We start from the raw sequence: 17509 nt of genomic DNA, 5'->3' as shown, positions 1-17509 counted from the left end.
CCTCCCTCAAGATATGTGCTTAGTTACCGGACTGTGCCCAAGGATAGCCGTTTGTATCACGCTCTTGCGTGTATTTGGCGATCAATGCGGTGTAGTCTTCCAGCATCTTATCACCCGGAAGGCCTGATGCTGCAGCTGTTTCGACCCAAGCAGCCAGGAACTTTTGACCGCCCTCAACCAGCTTTGCGCGTTCTTCTGCGGGCAGCTCGATGATTTCGACGCCTTGTTCTTTCATAGATGCAATGGCTTTGTCGTTGGCGATGGTGATCATACGGCCAAATTCGTCAGCCATATCTGCTCCAGTTGTGGTCAGAACCTCTTGCTGCTCGGCTGTCAGGGAATCGTACATGTCTTTGTTCATAAAGATGCCGACGCCGCCAACTTGGCCCCAGTTCAGCATGGTGTAGTTGTCCATAACTTCTGCCTGCTTCAGCGCGGCAACAGCATAGGAGTAGCCTTGGCTACAATCGATCAGGCCGGTGTCCAGACCTTGGTACGCGTCATAGATCGACATATTAACCATGTTCGCGCCTGCTTCGCCGAACACTTTGCCGTATGCGCCCACACCGCGAACTTTCTTGCCTTCGATGTCTGCAACCGAACGGATCGCGTCGCCTTTGCAGCCGATGTTTACCTGGCTGGTGGTCCATGTGCCGATATAGACAAGGTTCTTGTCGGCAAGGTTTTCAGCAACAGCTTCGTTGGTGCGCATCAGTTCGTCCGTGGCGCGCATGCCAACCCAAGCGTCAGGGTTGTTGACGGGCAGATCGGCGATGCCATAGGCCGCCATCTCTTGCGGATAATAGACCGCGATCACGGAACCGGTGTCAGCAACGCCATCCGCGATGGATTGCACAGCTGCGTTCGCTTTGAACAACGCGCCACCCCATTGGATGTCCATGCGCAAATCGCCGGACGAACGCTCGGCCACTTGGTCGGCGAACCACTGCAATGCATTGGCGCGCGCGCCGCGGTTTGGGCCCGCTTCGCCGTGGATCAACACGGTTTCAGCACCCGCAACCGATGCAGCAAAGCCCATGGCAGCGGCGAAAGATAGGTTTTTGATAAAAGACATGAATTTCCCTCCCAAGAAATTTGTTTTACTATGTAAAACTTGGTTTCACTATGTCACGGCGGAACCTAGAACCGGAGATGGAAACGCGCAAGCGGATATTGCGCCCACACGGATTTTACGTGTGGGACGCGAATATCTGCTAGTTTTTCAACTTTTTAGACGGTCGGCGCGATATCAGCCGCGCTGATAAAGGAAGCAACGCCCCTCGACCGCACCTGGGGGCAAGGGAATCTCTTGCAGGTGGTCGAAATACATCCGGTCGCTTGACACCATGATACCACCGCGATCCAAAAGCGGTTCGATATACGGCGATATAGCCCGGGCAAAGGCATCGTTTTTCGCCAGATTATGACCGCCCAAATCCGCATGAATAAGCCGCGCTGTTGCGCCGAACCGTTTCAACGCCTTGGGAAGTGTTTCATACACATCCCCCAGTAACACCCGATCTTCTGCCGGGGTGCTGTCGGGGTTCGACGCGATTTCCCGCTCGAAAACATAAATATCACGCTCTGGCATGATCTCTCGCATGTGGTGGAAAGTGCGGCCATTTCCCAAGCCCAGCTCGAATACCGGGCCGGGTTGACCTGCAGTGATTTTAGCGGCGTGATCAAGGCAGGCGCGCTGTGACACCATGCGGTCGATAAATAGATCCAGACGACTCATTTTTTAGGCTCTCTTTCTTATTTGCCACTAGGGCATTCACTGCTCGGGTCATTCATAGGTAGTGCCCCAAGGTTAAAGACCAAGGCCCCTAGACGCAGAACAGTTTATCGGCTTCACTCAAAAGTGTAACAACATGTTTTAACGCTTTTGGATCCAAATGACTGTCCTGTTGGAAGTGAATGACCTGGCAATCGGGTTCGGCGACGCCCCTTCGGTTGTGGATGGCGTCAACTTTCGCGTGAACGCAGGCGAAACACTGGCCTTGGTCGGTGAAAGCGGGTCCGGCAAGACGCTGACCTGTCGATCAGTGCTGCGCATTCTGCCCGATGCTGCGCAATTGCGCAGCGGGTCCATCAACTTTTACGGTGAAGGCCGGTCTGCCGATCTGATGTCTTTGCCGGAAAAGACAATGCGCGACATTCGCGGCGACTGCATTTCGATGATTTTCCAAGAACCGATGCGCGCACTATCGCCGCTGCACCGTTTGGGCAATCAAGTGGCCGAAGTGTTGTGGCTGCACCGCAACATGGGCCGCGGCGAGGCCAAGCGCCGCGTGCTGGAACAATTTGAACAGGTCGGGTTTGCGGACCCTGAGCGGGCGTGGTGCAGCTATCCGTTCGAGATGTCAGGCGGCATGCGCCAACGTGCGATGATCGCCATGGCGATGGTTGCCAAGCCCGAATTGCTGATCGCGGACGAGCCGACAACCGCGCTTGATGTCACCACACAGGCGCAGGTTTTGGGCCTGATCCGCAGCTTGCAAAAAGAAACGGGCATGGGCGTGATCCTTGTTACCCATGATCTGGGCGTGGTCGCCAATATGGCGCAGCAGGTCGTCGTCATGAACAAGGGCCGTGTCATGGAAAGCGGCACCGCGACTGACGTGCTTGGCGCACCGGCGCATCCCTATACGGCCAAGCTGTTTGCAGCCGCCCCGATGATCCCGCAGGTCGCGACACCCGCCCGTGCACCCAAGCATGATGATGTGATCCTTGATCTGCGCGACGTGTCGAAAACCTATACAATGCGGGCCGGGGCGTGGCGCAAGCCGATCAGCATTCCCGCCTGTCAGAACGTTGATCTGCAAGTAGAGCGGGGCAAAACACTAGCCATTGTCGGTGAAAGCGGATCCGGCAAAACCACCTGCGCACGGATCGCCATGGGTGCCGAGACGCCCGACTTGGGTGGCGAGGTATTGTTCAGGCCAGACAAAAACGCAGATGCCATACCGGTTCACACCATGAACAGCGCCGAGCGCACGGCGTTTCAGCGCCAAGCACAGATGGTGTTTCAGGACCCGTATTCATCCCTTAGCCCGCGTATGCGCATCCAACAGGCATTGACCGAACCGATGGAAATTCACGGCATCGGGTCGGCATCCGACCGCCGCGAAAAAGCGGCCGAGATGTTAAGCTGGGTCGGCCTCGACGCCAGCATGATGCACCGTTTTCCCCACGCTTTTTCAGGCGGGCAACGTCAACGGCTATCGATCGCGCGCGCACTGACCTTGGACCCGAAATTGCTGATCTGTGACGAACCGACATCGGCGCTGGATGTGTCTGTCCAAGATCAAATTCTGTCGCTGCTCGAAGACATCCGCGAACGTGCCAATCTAAGCTATCTGTTCATCAGCCATGATCTGGCCGTTGTGGCCCGGATCGCGGACGAGGTCGCGGTGATGCGCGCGGGCGTCATCGTTGAACAGGCCGCCCCCGATACGTTGTTCTACAACCCGCAGCATCCCTATACCAAAGCGTTGATCGCCGCCCAGCCAGAGCCTGACATCAGCCGCCCGATCGACCTTGATCTGGTGGCCAAAGGGGCCGGTTCCCCACGGCTGTGGCCCGAGGCATACCGCTTTGAAGGGATGCAAGCACCTGCGCTGCGCGAACTGGAACCCGGTCACAAAGTCAGATGCCATGCGTAAGCTTGCCCTTGCCCTTTCGCTTCTCACCTCGCCGCTTTGGGCGCAACCCACGTTGCCGCCGCTGCAAGAAAGCTCCTTCTGGGCGCAAGAGGTCGACAGCGGCAACATGCCCCCGATTGAGGCCCGCCTGCCCCGCGAACCGCTGATCGTCGACCTGGCGGCAAAGGGGCGTAGTTTCGGTACCCAGGGCGGCACCTTGCGCACCCTGGTGTCGCGCTCCAAAGACATAAGGCAGATGGTTGTCTATGGCTATGCCCGGCTGGTGGGCTATCAGCCCGACTATTCGCTGGCCCCCGACATTCTGAAAGCTGTCGATGTTGAAGAGGGTCGCAAATATACGCTGCACCTGCGCGACGGGCATCGCTGGTCGGACGGTGCCCCCTTTACGTCAGATGATTTCAAATACTGGTGGGAAAAGGTCGTTAACAACGCCGAAATCACCCCCAGTGGTCCGCCCGATTTCATGTTCGTCGAGGAAAAGCTGGGCCGTGTCACATTCCCTGATCCGCTGACCGTTGTCTTTGAATGGGACGACCCTAACCCCGATTTCCTGCCGCTTCTTGCGCAAGCAAGCCCGCCCTTCATCTATCGCCCCGCCCATTATCTCAAACAGTTTCACCTCGATTTCGCCGACCCCGACAGCCTGTTCCAAGAGGTCACAAACGCCCGCGTGAAAAGCTGGGCCGCGCTGCACAACAAGCGCGATAACATGTACAAATTCGACAACCCGCAACAGCCGACATTGCAGCCTTGGATTAACACCAGCAACAGTGACGGGTCGCGTCAGTTGTTTGTCAAAAACCCGTATTACCATCGTATCGACAGCCGTGGTGTCCAGCTGCCCTATATCGATGTGGTGAATATGGATATTGTTGGCGGCGGCCTGATCGCGGCCAAATCCAATGCGGGCGAAGTCGATCTTCAGGCGCGCGGGTTGGATTTTCCTGACATTTCGATTTTGAAAAAGGGCGAGGTTGACGGCGGCAAATACAAAGTCCTTTTATGGGCCAATGGTGCCGCCAGCCAGATCGCCATTTACCCCAACCTGAATTTCGCCGACCCGGTGTGGCGCGAGGTGATGCGCGACGTGCGGTTTCGCCGCGCGCTTAGCCTTGGCATCGACCGCCGGATGATCAACCGTGCTCTCTATTTTGGCCTCGCCCAAGAGGGCGGGATGACAGCGCTGCCGCAAAGCCCGCTGTTTAACGAGGCCGATTTACATGCATGGGCGGCGTTCGACATCGACGCTGCAAACGCGCTGCTGGATGACATGGGCCTGACCGAACGCATGCCATCTGGTTTGCGCAAACTACCCGATGGGCGGCCGATGGAATTCGTCGTGGAAACCGCCGGTGAACGGAGCGAGGAAGAAAACGCGCTGGCCATCATCACCGATACATGGCGTGACCTTGGTATCCGTCTGATCATGCGCCCGCTCGACCGCGATATCCTGCGCAATCGCATCTACGCAGGCACGACAATGGCCGCCGTCTGGTTCGGTTGGGATAATGGCATCCCCGGCCCGGCAACATCGCCCAAATACCTCGCCCCGACCACTCAGGAATTTTTTGCCTGGCCCAAATGGGGGCAGTATTATCAAACAATGGGCCAATTCGGCGAAGCCCCCGATCTGCAACCGGCCCAAGAGCTTATGGATTTGGCAAACGCTTGGACCCGCGCTGAGGAAACCCGAGAGCGTACCGAGATTTGGAAACGCATGCTTGCGATCCATGCCGAACAGCAATTTGGCATCGGGATACTTTCCAAGGCCCCCCAGCCCGTTGTCGTATCCAACCGTCTCATGAACGTGCCGCAGGAAGGCGTTTGGGCCTATGACCCCGGCGCGCATTTCGGCATCCACCGCATTGACGAATTCTATTTCAAAGACCCTCTCGTACAGGTGAGCAAATGATCTTTCTCAGATACGCAGTCTGGCGTTTTATCACCATGCTCCTGACCCTCGCGGTCGTGTCGGTTTTGGTCTTTGTCATCATCAACCTGCCGCCGGGCGATTATCTATCAAACCAGATCGCCGAATTGCGCGCAACGGGTCAGGCCTCAGGTGTGGCAAAGGCCGAATTTCTACGCCACGAATATTCGTTGGATCAACCGATCTGGAAGCAATACCTGATCTGGGCCGGTGCCGCCCCGGGCCCGCAAGGCTATGCAGGGTTGCTGCAGGGCAACTTTGGCTGGTCGTTCGAATTTGACCGCCCCGTTGGTGAAATCGTGGGCGACGCGCTGTGGATGACGGTGTTAGTCAATCTTTCTGCGGTCTTGTTTGTGTACCTCATCGCCCTGCCCTTGGGCGTTTTGGCGGCGGCCAAGTCTGAAACATGGGTCGACTATACCGCAGGATTTATCGGCTATCTTGGCCTTGCCACGCCCAACTTTCTGCTGGCGCTGATCCTGTTCTACTACGGGCATCGCTATTTCGACCTGCCCATCGGCGGCCTCATGGCACCCGAGCTTGAGGGCCAACAGATGTCTTGGGCCAAGGTGCAATCCATCCTGCTGCATCTGATTGTCCCGACCTTTGTGATTGGCACCGCAGGGGCTGCCGCGATGATGCAGCGGCTGCGCGCGAACATGCTGGACGAGCTGGACAAACCCTATGTCGATACGGCCAAGGCCAAAGGGCTAGGCCCGGCTCGGCTGTTGGCGAAATACCCGCTGCGCATGGCCTTCAACCCGTTCGTGGCAGACATCGGCAACCTGCTGCCCGCGATGATTTCAGGCTCGGTTCTGGTGTCTGTTGTCTTAGGCTTGCAAACCATCGGCCCAGCGCTGCTGATCGCCCTCAAATCCCAAGATCAGTTCCTCGCTGCCTTTATCTTGATGTTCGTGGCACTGCTCACGCTGATGGGCACGATGATCTCAGACATGTTGCTGGTCCTGCTGGACCCACGCATTCGCTATGGGGCGCGTGGATAATGGCCATTCAACCCGACAACCGCTTTGTTGACACCACACCGTGGACGGACGTGGTCGACCTCTCCGCGCCCGAACGCTCCGATATGGATGCCTCAGTCGCGCGGCTGATGTGGCGCAAATTCCGCCGCCACAAACTGGCGCTGGCCTCCGGGCTGTTTCTCGCCTTTTGCTATCTGATCTTGCCGATTGCCGGTTTCATCGCGCCCTACACGCCCAACGAACGCAACGCCGAACATCTCTATTCCCCCCCGCAAAGCATTAACCTGTGGCACGAGGGCAATTTCATCGGCCCCTATGTCTATGAAACAACCGGCACCGCGGATCTGGTGAACTTCCGCTGGGTCTACGAGACGGATGAAACCAAACCGCGCCCGCTTGAATTCTTCTGCAAAGGCGAAACCTATCATATCTTCGCCCTGATCCCCTCTGACACCCACCTGTTCTGCGCACCTGAAGGGGCGACCGTGTTCCTGTGGGGGTCTGATCGATTGGGCCGCGATGTGTTCAGCCGGATTTTGTTCGGCGCGCAACTGTCTCTCACCGTTGGTCTGATCGGGATCACGGTTTCCTTCGCATTGGGCATCTTCTTTGGGTCGCTGGCTGGCTATTTCGGTGGCAAAACCGACTGGATCGTGAACCGCATGATCGAGGTGCTGCGCTCACTACCTGAACTCCCCCTCTGGCTGGCGCTCTCCGCGGCCGTGCCGTCGAACTGGGGCCCGGTTTCAGTCTTCTTCGTCATATCGATTATCTTGGGCATTCTGGATTGGCCCGGCCTTGCTCGTGCGGTCCGGTCCAAATTCCTAAGCCTGCGCGAAGAAGAATATGTAAAAGCCGCCGAAATGATGGGGGCCAAACCCACGCGGGTTATTTGCAGACATCTATTGCCCAACTTCATGTCCCACCTGATCGCCAGCGCCACCCTGTCCATTCCGGCGATGATCCTTGGCGAAACGGCACTCAGCTTCCTTGGCCTTGGCCTGCGCGCGCCCGCCGTCAGCTGGGGGGTCATGCTGAACGATGCGCAAAACCTGGCCAGCATCGAAATCTACTGGTGGACAGCCATTCCGATGCTGCCGATCATCGTAGTCGTCTTGGCCTTCAACTTCCTAGGCGACGGCCTGCGTGCCTGCCTGGACCCTTACAAAACCTAAATCAGCTTCTCTGGCTCATAAATATCCCGGGGGGTGCGGGGGGCTGGCCCCCCCGCGTCGGTCCGGTTGCCAAAGGCAACCGGAAACCAGAACTCAGTACCAGCCCGCAATTTTCACTTCGGTACCCGCCGCGACCATCTTGGCAAACTCTGCCGGGTCCTGCGTGCCACCGTCACGCCCACGGAAATGGTAGGGGTACACAAATGACGGCTTGAACGCGGACACCGCTGCGGCAGCGGCTTCCGCGTCCATGGTGAAGGGCAAGTTCATGCACACGAACGCCAGATCGATATTTTCCAACGCGCGCATCTCTGGCGTGCCTTCGGTATCGCCCGAGATATAGACCCGGAAACCGGGCAGGTTCAGGACATAGCCGTTATCGCGCCCCATCGGATGGAACTTCGCGCGCTCTGGCGTCGTGTTATAGGCGGGGATCGCTTCGATGCTCAGGTCTTTGAACATTGCAGTTTCGCCATTGGCGACCATGCTTGCCTTGGCCTTCAGCGCCTCGGGCAACATCTCGTAAACGGCGGGGTTGGTGATGATCTGTGTGTTTTCGCCAACCACAGCGGCCAGCGTATCTGCATTGTAATGGTCACCATGTTCATGGGTGATCAAAACCAGATCTGGGGTCGCGAAATCGGCATAGTTTGCGGCATCGCCCACCGGATCACTGTAAATCACGCCAATCGGCGTCTCCATCACAAAGGACGCATGATCGACGGGGTGCACTGTGATGTCACCGCCCTGAGCAGGAAAGGTGTTGCCGCCATGGGCGGCGGCCTGCGCGGCATAGGGCAGCATGGTAATCACACCTAGGGTGGCGGCAGAAGTGGTTAGAAATGTACGTCTGGACTGTGTCATTGGAACCTCCTGTTAAACTACAACCTCAGATAGCCCGCGCCGCATCCATTTCAATTTCGAACTCGATCACACCGCCGTTAGCGGTCGTCGCCGTTTGTTTCAGGCGCGTCTAACTGGTCTTCCTCGATGGATGCTTGCGCGGCAGCGGTGACGGCTTTGCGTTCCTGATCACTTAGATCATCCACCTTCCCATCGGCCAAACGCACCGTGACCTCGCGGTGGGCAAAGCGTATGCCTTCGCGTTCAAACAGGGATCGAATTTCCTCGTAGACCCGTTTGCGGATCAGCCATTGATCCCCGGGTTTGGTCATAAACTTGACCCGGATGATCATCGCGGAATCCTGCATTTCAATCACGCCTTGTGACTTCAGCGGTTGGATAAAGTTTTCGCCAATCACCGGGTCTTCCAACAACTCAACGCCCAGCTTTTTGATCAGCTTGCGCACCTTTTCCACATCGGTGTCATAAGTCACGCGCAAGGGCAGTTTCATAATCACCCAGTCGCGGGAATAGTTGGTCATAACCTGCAACTCGCCGAACGGAATAGTATGCAGTGGCCCCAGATGGTGGCGCAGTTGAAAGGACCGGACCGAAATTTTTTCAACGGTACCTTTGACCCCGCCAACGTCCAGATATTCCCCCTTACGAAACGCATCATCAAATAGGAAAAATGCCCCCGCAAAGATGTCGCGCACCAGCGCCTGAGACCCGAACCCAACCGCAACGCCCACAATACCGGCACCGGCAAACAAGGGCCCGACGTTGATGCCGAATTCCATCAGCACAATCAGCACGATGGTGACGACGACGACAATCAGGATGAAGTTCCGAAACAAGGGCAGCAACGTCGCAAGGCGGCTGGCCGAGGAGGCGCCGCTCCCCTCGTCGCCCAGCTCTGCGGCGGGTTGGTCGCCAGCTTCGGCTTCGATCTTGGTGTCAATCCAGATCCGGAAAGCATGGTAGATGATATAGCCGATAAAGATAATGACCATGACATCCAGCAGCCGGTCCGCGAGGCTTTCGACAATCTGCGCGCTTTCATTGTCCCAGATGAAAAAGAACGCATAGGCCCCTGCGACAAAGGCCAGAATGGCAGCGACCCGTCTGGCAAGCGCCTCAAAGGTGTTCAGCGTCCGGCGCGGGGGCATCATCGCGCGGGCCTCTTCTTCGGCCTCGAACAGACGTTCTGCCTCTGGCATAGCCGCCGAGGTGCCATCTACGGTGTCCGCACCATCCTCCATCGCGTCACGCACCGCCGCTTGTTCGCTGCGGATCTCGTTCAGCCGCCGCATGTGGCGCGCCCGTGCAAAGCCGCGCTCAATGGCAAAGTTGATGGCCCCGTAGACCACAATAATCGACACCAAAATCCCGTAGGCCCCCGCGATCAGCGGGATGGAACTGGGGTTGGCCAGCACCAGATCATAGGTCAGCTCCACCCATGCGAACAGGACATAGACGATAACAACAGGTGCCCAAATCTTCGACAGTATCCGCGCGACAACGCTGACTTCTTCCACCGGTCTGCCGTGGCGCAGCGCGTTTGAAATCGCGCGCCTGTTCACCAGCACCATCAGGATATTGGCCAACACGATCGTCGCAGACAGCAGCGATGATATGAATGCATAGACGTCGTAGTTCAGCCCCAACTCACCAATCCAGACGCCGAATAGGATGGCGCATGTATCAAGACTGGCCAAAATCCACAGCCAGCGGTGCAGCCTTCTTGCATCTTTATCGCTGAACACAGGGATGCGATATTGCGACAGGAAGGGGGATAGGATCATCCGCCACAGCACCGCAAAGAAACGGCACACGAAATAGCCGATATTAATCAGCGTGACGGTGAACTGCATCGCCGTGTCTTCAAGGCTGCCAAAAATGATCGCGCCCAACATATAGGCCACGGCCATTGACACCAAGATGCCCATGACGCCCATGAAAAAGCGGAACACCAGAAATGGCATTTTCTCGCCATAGCCGACGGGTTTTTCCAAAACGCGCGAGGTGACAAATTGCCGTGCAAAATATCTGGCGAAAATCTGTAGTTCGACAATCGCGCCGATGGCAAACAGGATCAAGGAATACAGCAGCGCCTTGCCAAAGGCCCAAAGCGTCCCGTCCGGGCTGGCAGCGCGCAGGATATAAAGAACTTCGTTGATCGCATCGGGCAATTGAATGATGCGTTGGATCAGGGCCTTGCGAAAGCCGTTCGTCCGCTCTTGGAGAGCCATGAGCGCGGAATGCTGCGGCTCTGCCCCCGGATCATTGGCCCCCGCCGGATCAGCCGGCGCGGCCGCGGCATCCGTCTGGTTCAGCAAGTTGCCCTTACTGTCGATGACCACCACGCCGACACCGTTTTCCGCGGCCTGTTTCATAATCTCTTGAACGCGGGCATCTTCGTCGCTGGTGTCGGATTTAGCAGTGGGGAACAGGGTTTGCAGCCCTTGTGCGTCGCCCTGACCTGCAAAAGGGATCAAAAACAGTGACAGCAAAAATACTGAAATAATGTGCCGCATAATGCCTCGCTGTCGCCAAAATACCTCAAAAGACGCTAAGCCAGTGCCGCACCCATTGCAATCGCGCCATATGGAACTAACTGCCGGTCCTAGTCGCAAGCGGGCCGTTCGCGTGCCCAGACCTATTGAATCGTGCCAAATCAGCAAAGTGATGTTAACCATTTACCACGCGTAGCCGTCGCAAAACCTGACGAAGGACCCTCATATGATCAGCCTTGCATTACGCGGCGGAACCGTACAGATGCCTGCGCGGTTTGCATCTTTGCAAAAGCTGAATATCAGACCGCGCAGTTTTGCCCGTATCGGCAAAGTTATTTTTGACATTTAGGGGTTCTTTGGCGACACAGGAAGTGACCTGTGCCGCAAGGCTTCCAGACCAAGTTAGGATCGGCGCATGAGCCAATTGCCCACGAGACCAAGCCGCAAGGGCCAGCCTTCGCACCGCATCATGTTCTACAGCCATGATACGTTCGGTCTGGGCCATTTACGCAGGTCTCGGGCTTTGGCAACGGCGCTGACCCAAGGCGACGAAACCGCATCGGCTATCATCCTGACCGGATCGCCCGTCGCAGGGCGCTTTACCTTTCCCGAGCGCGTAGACCACATCCGCCTGCCCGGTGTGACCAAACTGGCCGATGGCAGCTATGTGTCGCAAACCTTGGGGCTGGATATTGACGAAATCACATCGTTGCGGTCCGGCCTGATCAAGACGGCTATCGAGAAATACGAACCCGATTTGCTCATCGTTGATAAAGAGCCATCGGGCTTTCGCGGTGAACTGCTGCCCAGCCTTGAATGGCTGCGCGACCACGGCACGACCAAAACTGTGCTGGGCCTGCGCGACGTGTTGGACGAACCCAAGGTGCTGGCCGCCGAATGGGAACGTAAAAACGCCATCGAGGCGACAGAAGAATTCTATGATGAAATCTGGGTCTATGGCGATCGCGACATCTATGACCCGACCAAGGGGCTGGCCCTGTCGGACAATACCCGCAGCCGGATGCATTGGACCGGATACCTGCGCCGCGAAACCACGGACGAGGTTGACCTGCCCGAACACCCCTATGTTCTGATCACCCCCGGTGGCGGCGGCGATGGTGCCGCGATGGTATCGCTGGTGCTTGAGGCCTATGAAAAAGACCCGGATTTGGCCCCGAATGCCGTTTTGATCTATGGGCCGTTCCTGTCCGGCGATACACGCGAGGCATTTGATGCACGGGTCGAGAAACTGAACGGTCGTGTCACCGCCGTAGGCTTTGACAGCCGGATCGAGGCGCTGTTCGTCGGTGCTGAGGGCGTCGTTTGTATGGGTGGCTACAACACCTTTTGCGAGGTGCTGTCCTTTGACAAACGTGCCGTGATCGTACCGCGCACCGTGCCCCGGCTTGAGCAGTGGATCAGGGCCAGCCGCGCCGAGGAATTGGGCCTTGTGCGGATGCTGGATGAAAGCCGCGATGGCATGACCGCCGATGCGATGATCTCGGCCATTCGCAACCTGCCCCATCAAAACAAGCCGTCCCAAGCCGGATCAGATGGCATTCTGGACGGGCTGAAAGTGGTCATTGAACGTGGCACGGCATTGATGGATGCCCCTAAATGACCAATCCCCCACTCGCCATTGTGGTCAAAGGCTGGCCGCGCCTGTCAGAGACCTTTATCGCACAGGAACTTGTCGCACTAGAGGAAGCAGGCCTGAGCTTCGACATCTGGTCGCTGCGCCACCCGACCGACACGAAAACCCACCCGCTGCATGATCGCCTAAGCGCCCAAGTCCGGTATCTGCCGGAATATTTGCGCGACGATCCGGCCCGCGTCTCGGCCGCCCGCGAAGCTGCACAAGCTATGCCGGGCTATGCCCAAGCGCTTGACGCCTTTGCACGGGATCTGGCCCGCGACGACACCCCCAACCGGAAACGCCGCTTTGGTCAGGCCTGCGTGATGGCGCATGAACTCCCCGCCGACACCCGCGGCATCTATGCCCATTTCCTGCACACGCCATCATCAGTCGCGCGCTATGCTGCAATCCTGCGTGGCCTCCCGTGGAGCTTTTCTGCCCATGCCAAGGATATCTGGACCTCGCCCGAGTGGGAATTGCGCGAAAAGCTGAACCCCGAAACACATGGCGCTGCCTTCGGGGCCACATGCACGGCCTTTGGCGCGGAACATCTGCGCGATCTGGCCGCCGACCCAGACCGGATTGATTTGGTGTATCACGGCCTTGATTTGTCGCGGTTTCCTGACGCGCCGGCCCGCGCGGTGCGCGGCGTAACTGACACCTTTCAAATGATGTCGGTCGGGCGCATGGTCGAAAAGAAAGGGTTCGATAATTTGATCGACGCGCTGGCGCTTTTGCCCAAAACGCTTGATTGGCACTGGACCCATATCGGCGGCGGCACGTTGTCAGACGAAATGAAAGCCCGCGCCCAAACCCACGGCATCAATGATCGCATCACATGGCGCGGTGCCTGCGACCAACCCGAGGTGATCGCCGAAATGCGCAAGGCCGATCTGTTCGTGCTGCCCTCGCGGATCGCCAAGGACGGTGACCGCGACGGTTTGCCCAATGTCTTGATGGAGGCCGCAAGCCAAAAGCTCCCGATCCTGAGCACGCCTGTGTCCGCGATCCCGGAATTCATCGACAGCGGCACCAGCGGCATTCTAAGCGACGATGCCCCCGCTGCACTGGCGCAAGCGATGCGGGATTTCGCCGCCGATCCTGAACTGGGGCCGCGGCTGGCCGAGGCCGCGCATAAACGTCTGCACGCCGAATTCACCATGGCACCCGGCATTGCCCATCTTTACCAACGACTTGGGGCGATGCTGTCCCCCGCGACCTGATGCGCCTTGCGTTTTACGCGCCGCTAAAGGCACCCGATCATCCCACCCCGTCAGGGGATCGCGCGATGGCGCGGGCGTTGATTGCCGCGTTGGAATATGGCGGGGCGACTGTCACCTTGGCCTCGCCCCTGCGATCCCGAGACGGCAGCGGCGATGTTGATCTTCAGACCCAGCTGTTGGATCAGGCACAGGGGGAAATCACCCGTCTGTGCGGCGTTGGGCGGGCAGAGGGATGGCGGGCCTGGATCACCTATCATAATTACTACAAAGCGCCTGACCTGATCGGGCCATCCGTCGCGCGCCATTTGGGCATTCCCTATCTGCTGATCGAAGCATCCCGCGCGCGCAAGCGCCTGATCGGCCCTTGGGCGCGATTTGCCCACGCTGCCGAAGCCGCCAGCGACGCGGCAGATGTGATATTCTATTTCACCCACCGCGACGCCGAAACGCTTGAACGCGACCGCTCCGGAACCCAGCAGTTGATCCACCTGCCGCCCTTTCTGATGCGTGACCGCGTCGATACGGCGGCAGTGCCCGATGGCCCCATGCTCGCCGTTGGTATGCTGCGCGAGGGGGACAAGCTCGCCTCGTATCAGATCATCGCCGAGACATTGGCGCAGTTGCCCGACATCGACTGGTCGCTGCGCATTGCGGGCGACGGGGCCGCGCGCGCACGCGTCGAGGCGTTGATGGCCCCCTTTGGCCCGGCGGTGCAATTCTTGGGTCAGCTGGATGCCGACGCATTGACTGACGTCTATCGCACGTCGTCGCTGTTGTTCTGGCCCGGCGTGAACGAAGCCTTCGGTCTTGCGTATCTTGAAGGCCAAGCTGCGGGTTTGCCGGTGGTGGCGCAAGACCGCCCCGGTGTGCGTGACGTGCTGGCCCCCGGCTACTATCCCGATCCTGACAAGGGCACCCCACCCCTAGCCGCGCGTTTGCAACAATTTCTCGCCGATCCTGCCCTACGGCACCGCCTTGGCCACGCTGCCCAAGCCCACGTAGCGGCGCATCACCTGTTGCCCGCAGCTTCGGCAACGCTGTGTTCAGGCCTCGCCAAATGCGGAGTGTACCGATGATCCAGCTCGCCCTTTTGCGCCATGGCCACACAGATTGGAACCGCGCGGGCCGTATCCAAGGGCGCACTGACATTCCTTTGGATGACGATGCGCACGCCCAGCTTGCGGGGCAGTGCCTGCCCGCTCCGTGGGACAGCGCCGATCTGGTATCCAGCCCGCTGGCCCGCGCCGTGCAAACCGCCGAACTGGTTGCTGGCAGGCCACCCCAGACCACCCCCGCCTTGATGGAAATGGATTGGGGCAAATGGGAAGGCCTGCGCGGCGTAGACCTGAAAGCAGACCCCTCCAGCGGTTTTCGGGACATCGAATATTGGGGCTGGGATTACACGCCCACCGGCGGCGAAAGCCCAGCTGATTTGCGCGCCCGATTGATCCCGTGGGCCAATGCGCTGACCCGTGATACGGTTGCGGTGTGCCATATCGGCGTGATGCGTGTGTTGCTCGGCCATGCGATGGGTTGGAATTTCAAGGGCGATCCTCCCTTTCAGATCAAACGGAACCGCCTATATCTGATCCAGATCGACCCCACCGGATGGCAGACATCCCCCGACCAAATCCGACTGGAAAACCGCGTATGAAAGTTTGCATCGTCGTTACGCATCTGCTGGGCACCGGCCATCTGGCCCGCGCCCTGACACTGGCGCGCGCCTATTGCGACGCAGGGCATGAAACCGTCGTGATCTCGGGTGGGATGGCAGCGCCGCAACTGTCAAACGATGGCGTGGAAATGGTGCAGCTCCCGCCGCTTCGGTCCGATGGTGTGAATTTTGCACGGTTGCTGGATGACGATGGCAACGAGGCTGACGCGGCCCTATTTGACGCCCGAACAAGGATGCTGATCGACACGGTTCAATCACAGCAACCCGATGTTCTGATCACCGAGCTGTTTCCTTTTGGCAGACGCATCCTTCGCGCCGAATTCACAGCCCTGCTGAACGCCGCAAAGACCCTGCCCCGTCGCCCGCTGATCTGTGCCTCGGTCCGCGACATCCTTGCGCCGCCCTCCAAGCCCGCCAAAGCGGCGCTTGCCGATGATCTGATCGCACAGTTCTATGACGCCGTGCTGGTCCATTCAGATGCAGAGGTCGCGCCCCTGTCGCTCAGCTGGCCGGTATCGGACGCTTTGGCAGGCAAGCTGCGCTATACTGGATACGTCGCTCCACCCGCCGCCACGCCGCACCCTGACGGGTTGGGCACAAATGAAATCATAGTTAGTGCTGGCGGCGGCGACGTCGGCCAGCATGTGTTCGATACGGCCCTTGCCGCGGCAAATCAGGACCCCGAAAAGCGGCAATGGCGGCTGTTGCTCGGCGGGCAAGATGCCGCAAGACGCAGCGACGATCTGATGCGCGATGCGCCGGCAAATGTCATCATCGAACCCGCACGGCCCGAATTCCGGCAGATGCTCTATCACGCCGCCGCGTCTGTGTCTTTATGCGGGTACAACACCGCTTTGGACATCCTGCAAAGCGGTGCGCCTGCGGTGTTCATCCCCTTTGATGCGGGCGGCGAGGTTGAACAGGGTCTGCGCGCCGATGCCTTGGCACAGATGGATGGTATTGCCGTTCTGCGGAACGCCAACCTTGATGCGGCAACGCTGTTGGACGCCGTAACGGCGGTGCCGAACGCCCCCAAGCGCCCCCCACGCGACCACGGATTTGACGGTGCCGCACAAACCGTGCGGATCACGCAGGAAATGCGAGAGGGTCAGCGATGCGAGTAGACTGGGCACCGCTGATCGCAGAGCTGTCTATATGGCGTGCAGAGCAGCGCGCGTTGCCGATATGGTGGCGCGATGATGACGCTGTTGAACCGACGCTAGCGTTGGACCGCCTGACCGAAATGTCCGAAGCTTTGCATCTGCCTGTCCACTTGGCCGTGATCCCGAAACACGCGCAAGAAGCCCTGCCAGCGTTCTGCGCCAATCATGAAGTGGTCGTCCCGCTTGTTCATGGCTGGCAGCACCTCAGCCACGCGCCCCAAGGGCAGAAGAAAGCCGAATTTGGCCATCCTCGCGACACCGCCCTAGCCGACGCAGAACGTGCGCTGACCCGGATGAACGCGCTGTTTGGCAAAGGTTTCCTGCCCGTCTTTGTGCCGCCGTGGAACCGCATCGACGCGTCATTGCTGCCGCAGCTTGCACCGCTGGGCTATACCGCCGTGTCGACCTATCTGCCGCGCAAATCCAAATGGGTAGCCCCAGGCCTTGCCCAGATCAACACCCATATCGACCCGATATTTTGGCGCGGCGGGCGTGGCCTTGTACCGCCGGAGGAGCTGATCGCGCATATCGTGCAGCTGCTGCAGGACCGCAGACATGGGATCACCGACACGACCGAACCCATGGGGTTTCTGACACATCATCTCGTGCATGACCAAGCAATCTGGGATTTCACGCAACGCTGCCTTGCAACGCTTTTGGACGGTGGTGCGACGCCCGCGGATTTGACCGCCGCCTGACC

At 58.7% G+C, this 17509-nt stretch carries 14 protein-coding genes; 10 read left to right on the top strand and 4 right to left on the bottom strand.

The window, feature by feature from the left end:
• Window positions 1-19: 19 nt before the first annotated feature.
• Entirely contained in the window at window positions 20-1075 is a 1056-nt protein-coding gene (locus WNY39_RS13080) for a C4-dicarboxylate TRAP transporter substrate-binding protein (RefSeq protein WP_342846072.1), read from the bottom strand.
• Between the two features lie 174 nt (window positions 1076-1249).
• Complete coding sequence (locus WNY39_RS13075; RefSeq protein ID WP_342846070.1) at window positions 1250-1738, bottom strand: class I SAM-dependent methyltransferase; 489 nt, start codon at window positions 1736-1738, stop codon at window positions 1250-1252.
• Window positions 1739-1895: 157 nt separating this feature from the next.
• Between WNY39_RS13075 and WNY39_RS13070 the strand changes: the two genes are divergently transcribed.
• The 4 genes from WNY39_RS13070 to WNY39_RS13055 are packed head-to-tail and all read left to right on the top strand — an operon-like array spanning window position 1896 to window position 7753.
• Entirely contained in the window at window positions 1896-3665 is a 1770-nt protein-coding gene (locus WNY39_RS13070; protein ID WP_342846068.1) for an ABC transporter ATP-binding protein, read from the top strand.
• Window positions 3658-5577: an ABC transporter substrate-binding protein gene (locus WNY39_RS13065; protein WP_342846066.1), complete on the top strand. Its 1920-nt coding sequence runs from the start codon at window positions 3658-3660 to the stop codon at window positions 5575-5577. The genes WNY39_RS13070 and WNY39_RS13065 overlap by 8 nt, the downstream gene beginning before the upstream one ends.
• Window positions 5574-6599 carry an ABC transporter permease gene (locus tag WNY39_RS13060; RefSeq protein ID WP_342846064.1) on the top strand — a complete coding sequence of 342 codons (1026 nt, stop codon included), beginning with the start codon at window positions 5574-5576 and terminating at the stop codon, window positions 6597-6599. The genes WNY39_RS13065 and WNY39_RS13060 overlap by 4 nt, the downstream gene beginning before the upstream one ends.
• Window positions 6599-7753: an ABC transporter permease gene (locus tag WNY39_RS13055; protein ID WP_342846062.1), complete on the top strand. Its 1155-nt coding sequence runs from the start codon at window positions 6599-6601 to the stop codon at window positions 7751-7753. The genes WNY39_RS13060 and WNY39_RS13055 overlap by 1 nt, the downstream gene beginning before the upstream one ends.
• A 93-nt stretch (window positions 7754-7846) precedes the next feature.
• Here the strand turns inward: WNY39_RS13055 and WNY39_RS13050 are convergent, their stop codons facing one another.
• Complete coding sequence (locus tag WNY39_RS13050) at window positions 7847-8617, bottom strand: MBL fold metallo-hydrolase (RefSeq protein WP_342846060.1); 771 nt, start codon at window positions 8615-8617, stop codon at window positions 7847-7849.
• Between the two features lie 77 nt (window positions 8618-8694).
• Entirely contained in the window at window positions 8695-11133 is a 2439-nt protein-coding gene (locus tag WNY39_RS13045; RefSeq protein ID WP_342846058.1) for a mechanosensitive ion channel domain-containing protein, read from the bottom strand.
• Window positions 11134-11527: 394 nt separating this feature from the next.
• Here WNY39_RS13045 and WNY39_RS13040 point away from each other — a divergent pair, with 394 nt between their 5' ends.
• The 6 genes from WNY39_RS13040 to WNY39_RS13015 are packed head-to-tail and all read left to right on the top strand — an operon-like array spanning window position 11528 to window position 17507.
• Window positions 11528-12733, top strand: a complete 1206-nt coding sequence (locus WNY39_RS13040; protein WP_342846056.1) for a glycosyltransferase — start codon at window positions 11528-11530, stop codon at window positions 12731-12733.
• Entirely contained in the window at window positions 12730-13971 is a 1242-nt protein-coding gene (locus WNY39_RS13035; RefSeq protein ID WP_342846054.1) for a glycosyltransferase family 4 protein, read from the top strand. Before WNY39_RS13040 ends, WNY39_RS13035 begins: the two co-directional genes overlap by 4 nt.
• The gene (locus WNY39_RS13030) at window positions 13971-15047 is read left to right on the top strand and encodes a glycosyltransferase family 4 protein (protein WP_342846052.1); all 1077 of its coding nucleotides are present in this window, start codon (window positions 13971-13973) and stop codon (window positions 15045-15047) included. Before WNY39_RS13035 ends, WNY39_RS13030 begins: the two co-directional genes overlap by 1 nt.
• A complete protein-coding gene (locus WNY39_RS13025; protein ID WP_342846050.1) occupies window positions 15044-15625 on the top strand; it encodes a histidine phosphatase family protein in 582 nt (193 codons plus the stop codon). The genes WNY39_RS13030 and WNY39_RS13025 overlap by 4 nt, the downstream gene beginning before the upstream one ends.
• Window positions 15622-16770: a glycosyltransferase gene (locus tag WNY39_RS13020; RefSeq protein ID WP_342846048.1), complete on the top strand. Its 1149-nt coding sequence runs from the start codon at window positions 15622-15624 to the stop codon at window positions 16768-16770. The genes WNY39_RS13025 and WNY39_RS13020 overlap by 4 nt, the downstream gene beginning before the upstream one ends.
• Window positions 16761-17507, top strand: coding sequence for a polysaccharide deacetylase family protein (locus WNY39_RS13015; protein ID WP_342846046.1), 747 nt, complete (start codon window positions 16761-16763; stop codon window positions 17505-17507). The genes WNY39_RS13020 and WNY39_RS13015 overlap by 10 nt, the downstream gene beginning before the upstream one ends.
• Window positions 17508-17509: the final 2 nt, after the last annotated feature.

This window comes from Sulfitobacter sp. AS59 (assembly GCF_038899995.1).
Taxonomy (GTDB): domain Bacteria; phylum Pseudomonadota; class Alphaproteobacteria; order Rhodobacterales; family Rhodobacteraceae; genus Sulfitobacter.
This window is presented reverse-complemented; position numbering and strand designations above follow the sequence as displayed.

What these genes read in the sequence shown, in the direction of transcription:
- WNY39_RS13070 (WP_342846068.1), top strand. Translation starts at nt 1,896, where the DNA reads ATGACTGTCCTGTTGGAAGTGAATGACCTGGCAATCGGGTTCGGCGAC.
- WNY39_RS13035 (WP_342846054.1), top strand. Translation starts at nt 12,730, where the DNA reads ATGACCAATCCCCCACTCGCCATTGTGGTCAAAGGCTGGCCGCGCCTG.
- WNY39_RS13055 (WP_342846062.1), top strand. Translation starts at nt 6,599, where the DNA reads ATGGCCATTCAACCCGACAACCGCTTTGTTGACACCACACCGTGGACG.
- WNY39_RS13080 (WP_342846072.1), bottom strand. Translation starts at nt 1,075, where the DNA reads ATGTCTTTTATCAAAAACCTATCTTTCGCCGCTGCCATGGGCTTTGCT.
- WNY39_RS13075 (WP_342846070.1), bottom strand. Translation starts at nt 1,738, where the DNA reads ATGAGTCGTCTGGATCTATTTATCGACCGCATGGTGTCACAGCGCGCC.
- WNY39_RS13060 (WP_342846064.1), top strand. Translation starts at nt 5,574, where the DNA reads ATGATCTTTCTCAGATACGCAGTCTGGCGTTTTATCACCATGCTCCTG.
- WNY39_RS13045 (WP_342846058.1), bottom strand. Translation starts at nt 11,133, where the DNA reads ATGCGGCACATTATTTCAGTATTTTTGCTGTCACTGTTTTTGATCCCT.
- WNY39_RS13030 (WP_342846052.1), top strand. Translation starts at nt 13,971, where the DNA reads ATGCGCCTTGCGTTTTACGCGCCGCTAAAGGCACCCGATCATCCCACC.
- WNY39_RS13015 (WP_342846046.1), top strand. Translation starts at nt 16,761, where the DNA reads ATGCGAGTAGACTGGGCACCGCTGATCGCAGAGCTGTCTATATGGCGT.
- WNY39_RS13050 (WP_342846060.1), bottom strand. Translation starts at nt 8,617, where the DNA reads ATGACACAGTCCAGACGTACATTTCTAACCACTTCTGCCGCCACCCTA.
- WNY39_RS13020 (WP_342846048.1), top strand. Translation starts at nt 15,622, where the DNA reads ATGAAAGTTTGCATCGTCGTTACGCATCTGCTGGGCACCGGCCATCTG.
- WNY39_RS13040 (WP_342846056.1), top strand. Translation starts at nt 11,528, where the DNA reads ATGAGCCAATTGCCCACGAGACCAAGCCGCAAGGGCCAGCCTTCGCAC.
- WNY39_RS13025 (WP_342846050.1), top strand. Translation starts at nt 15,044, where the DNA reads ATGATCCAGCTCGCCCTTTTGCGCCATGGCCACACAGATTGGAACCGC.
- WNY39_RS13065 (WP_342846066.1), top strand. Translation starts at nt 3,658, where the DNA reads ATGCGTAAGCTTGCCCTTGCCCTTTCGCTTCTCACCTCGCCGCTTTGG.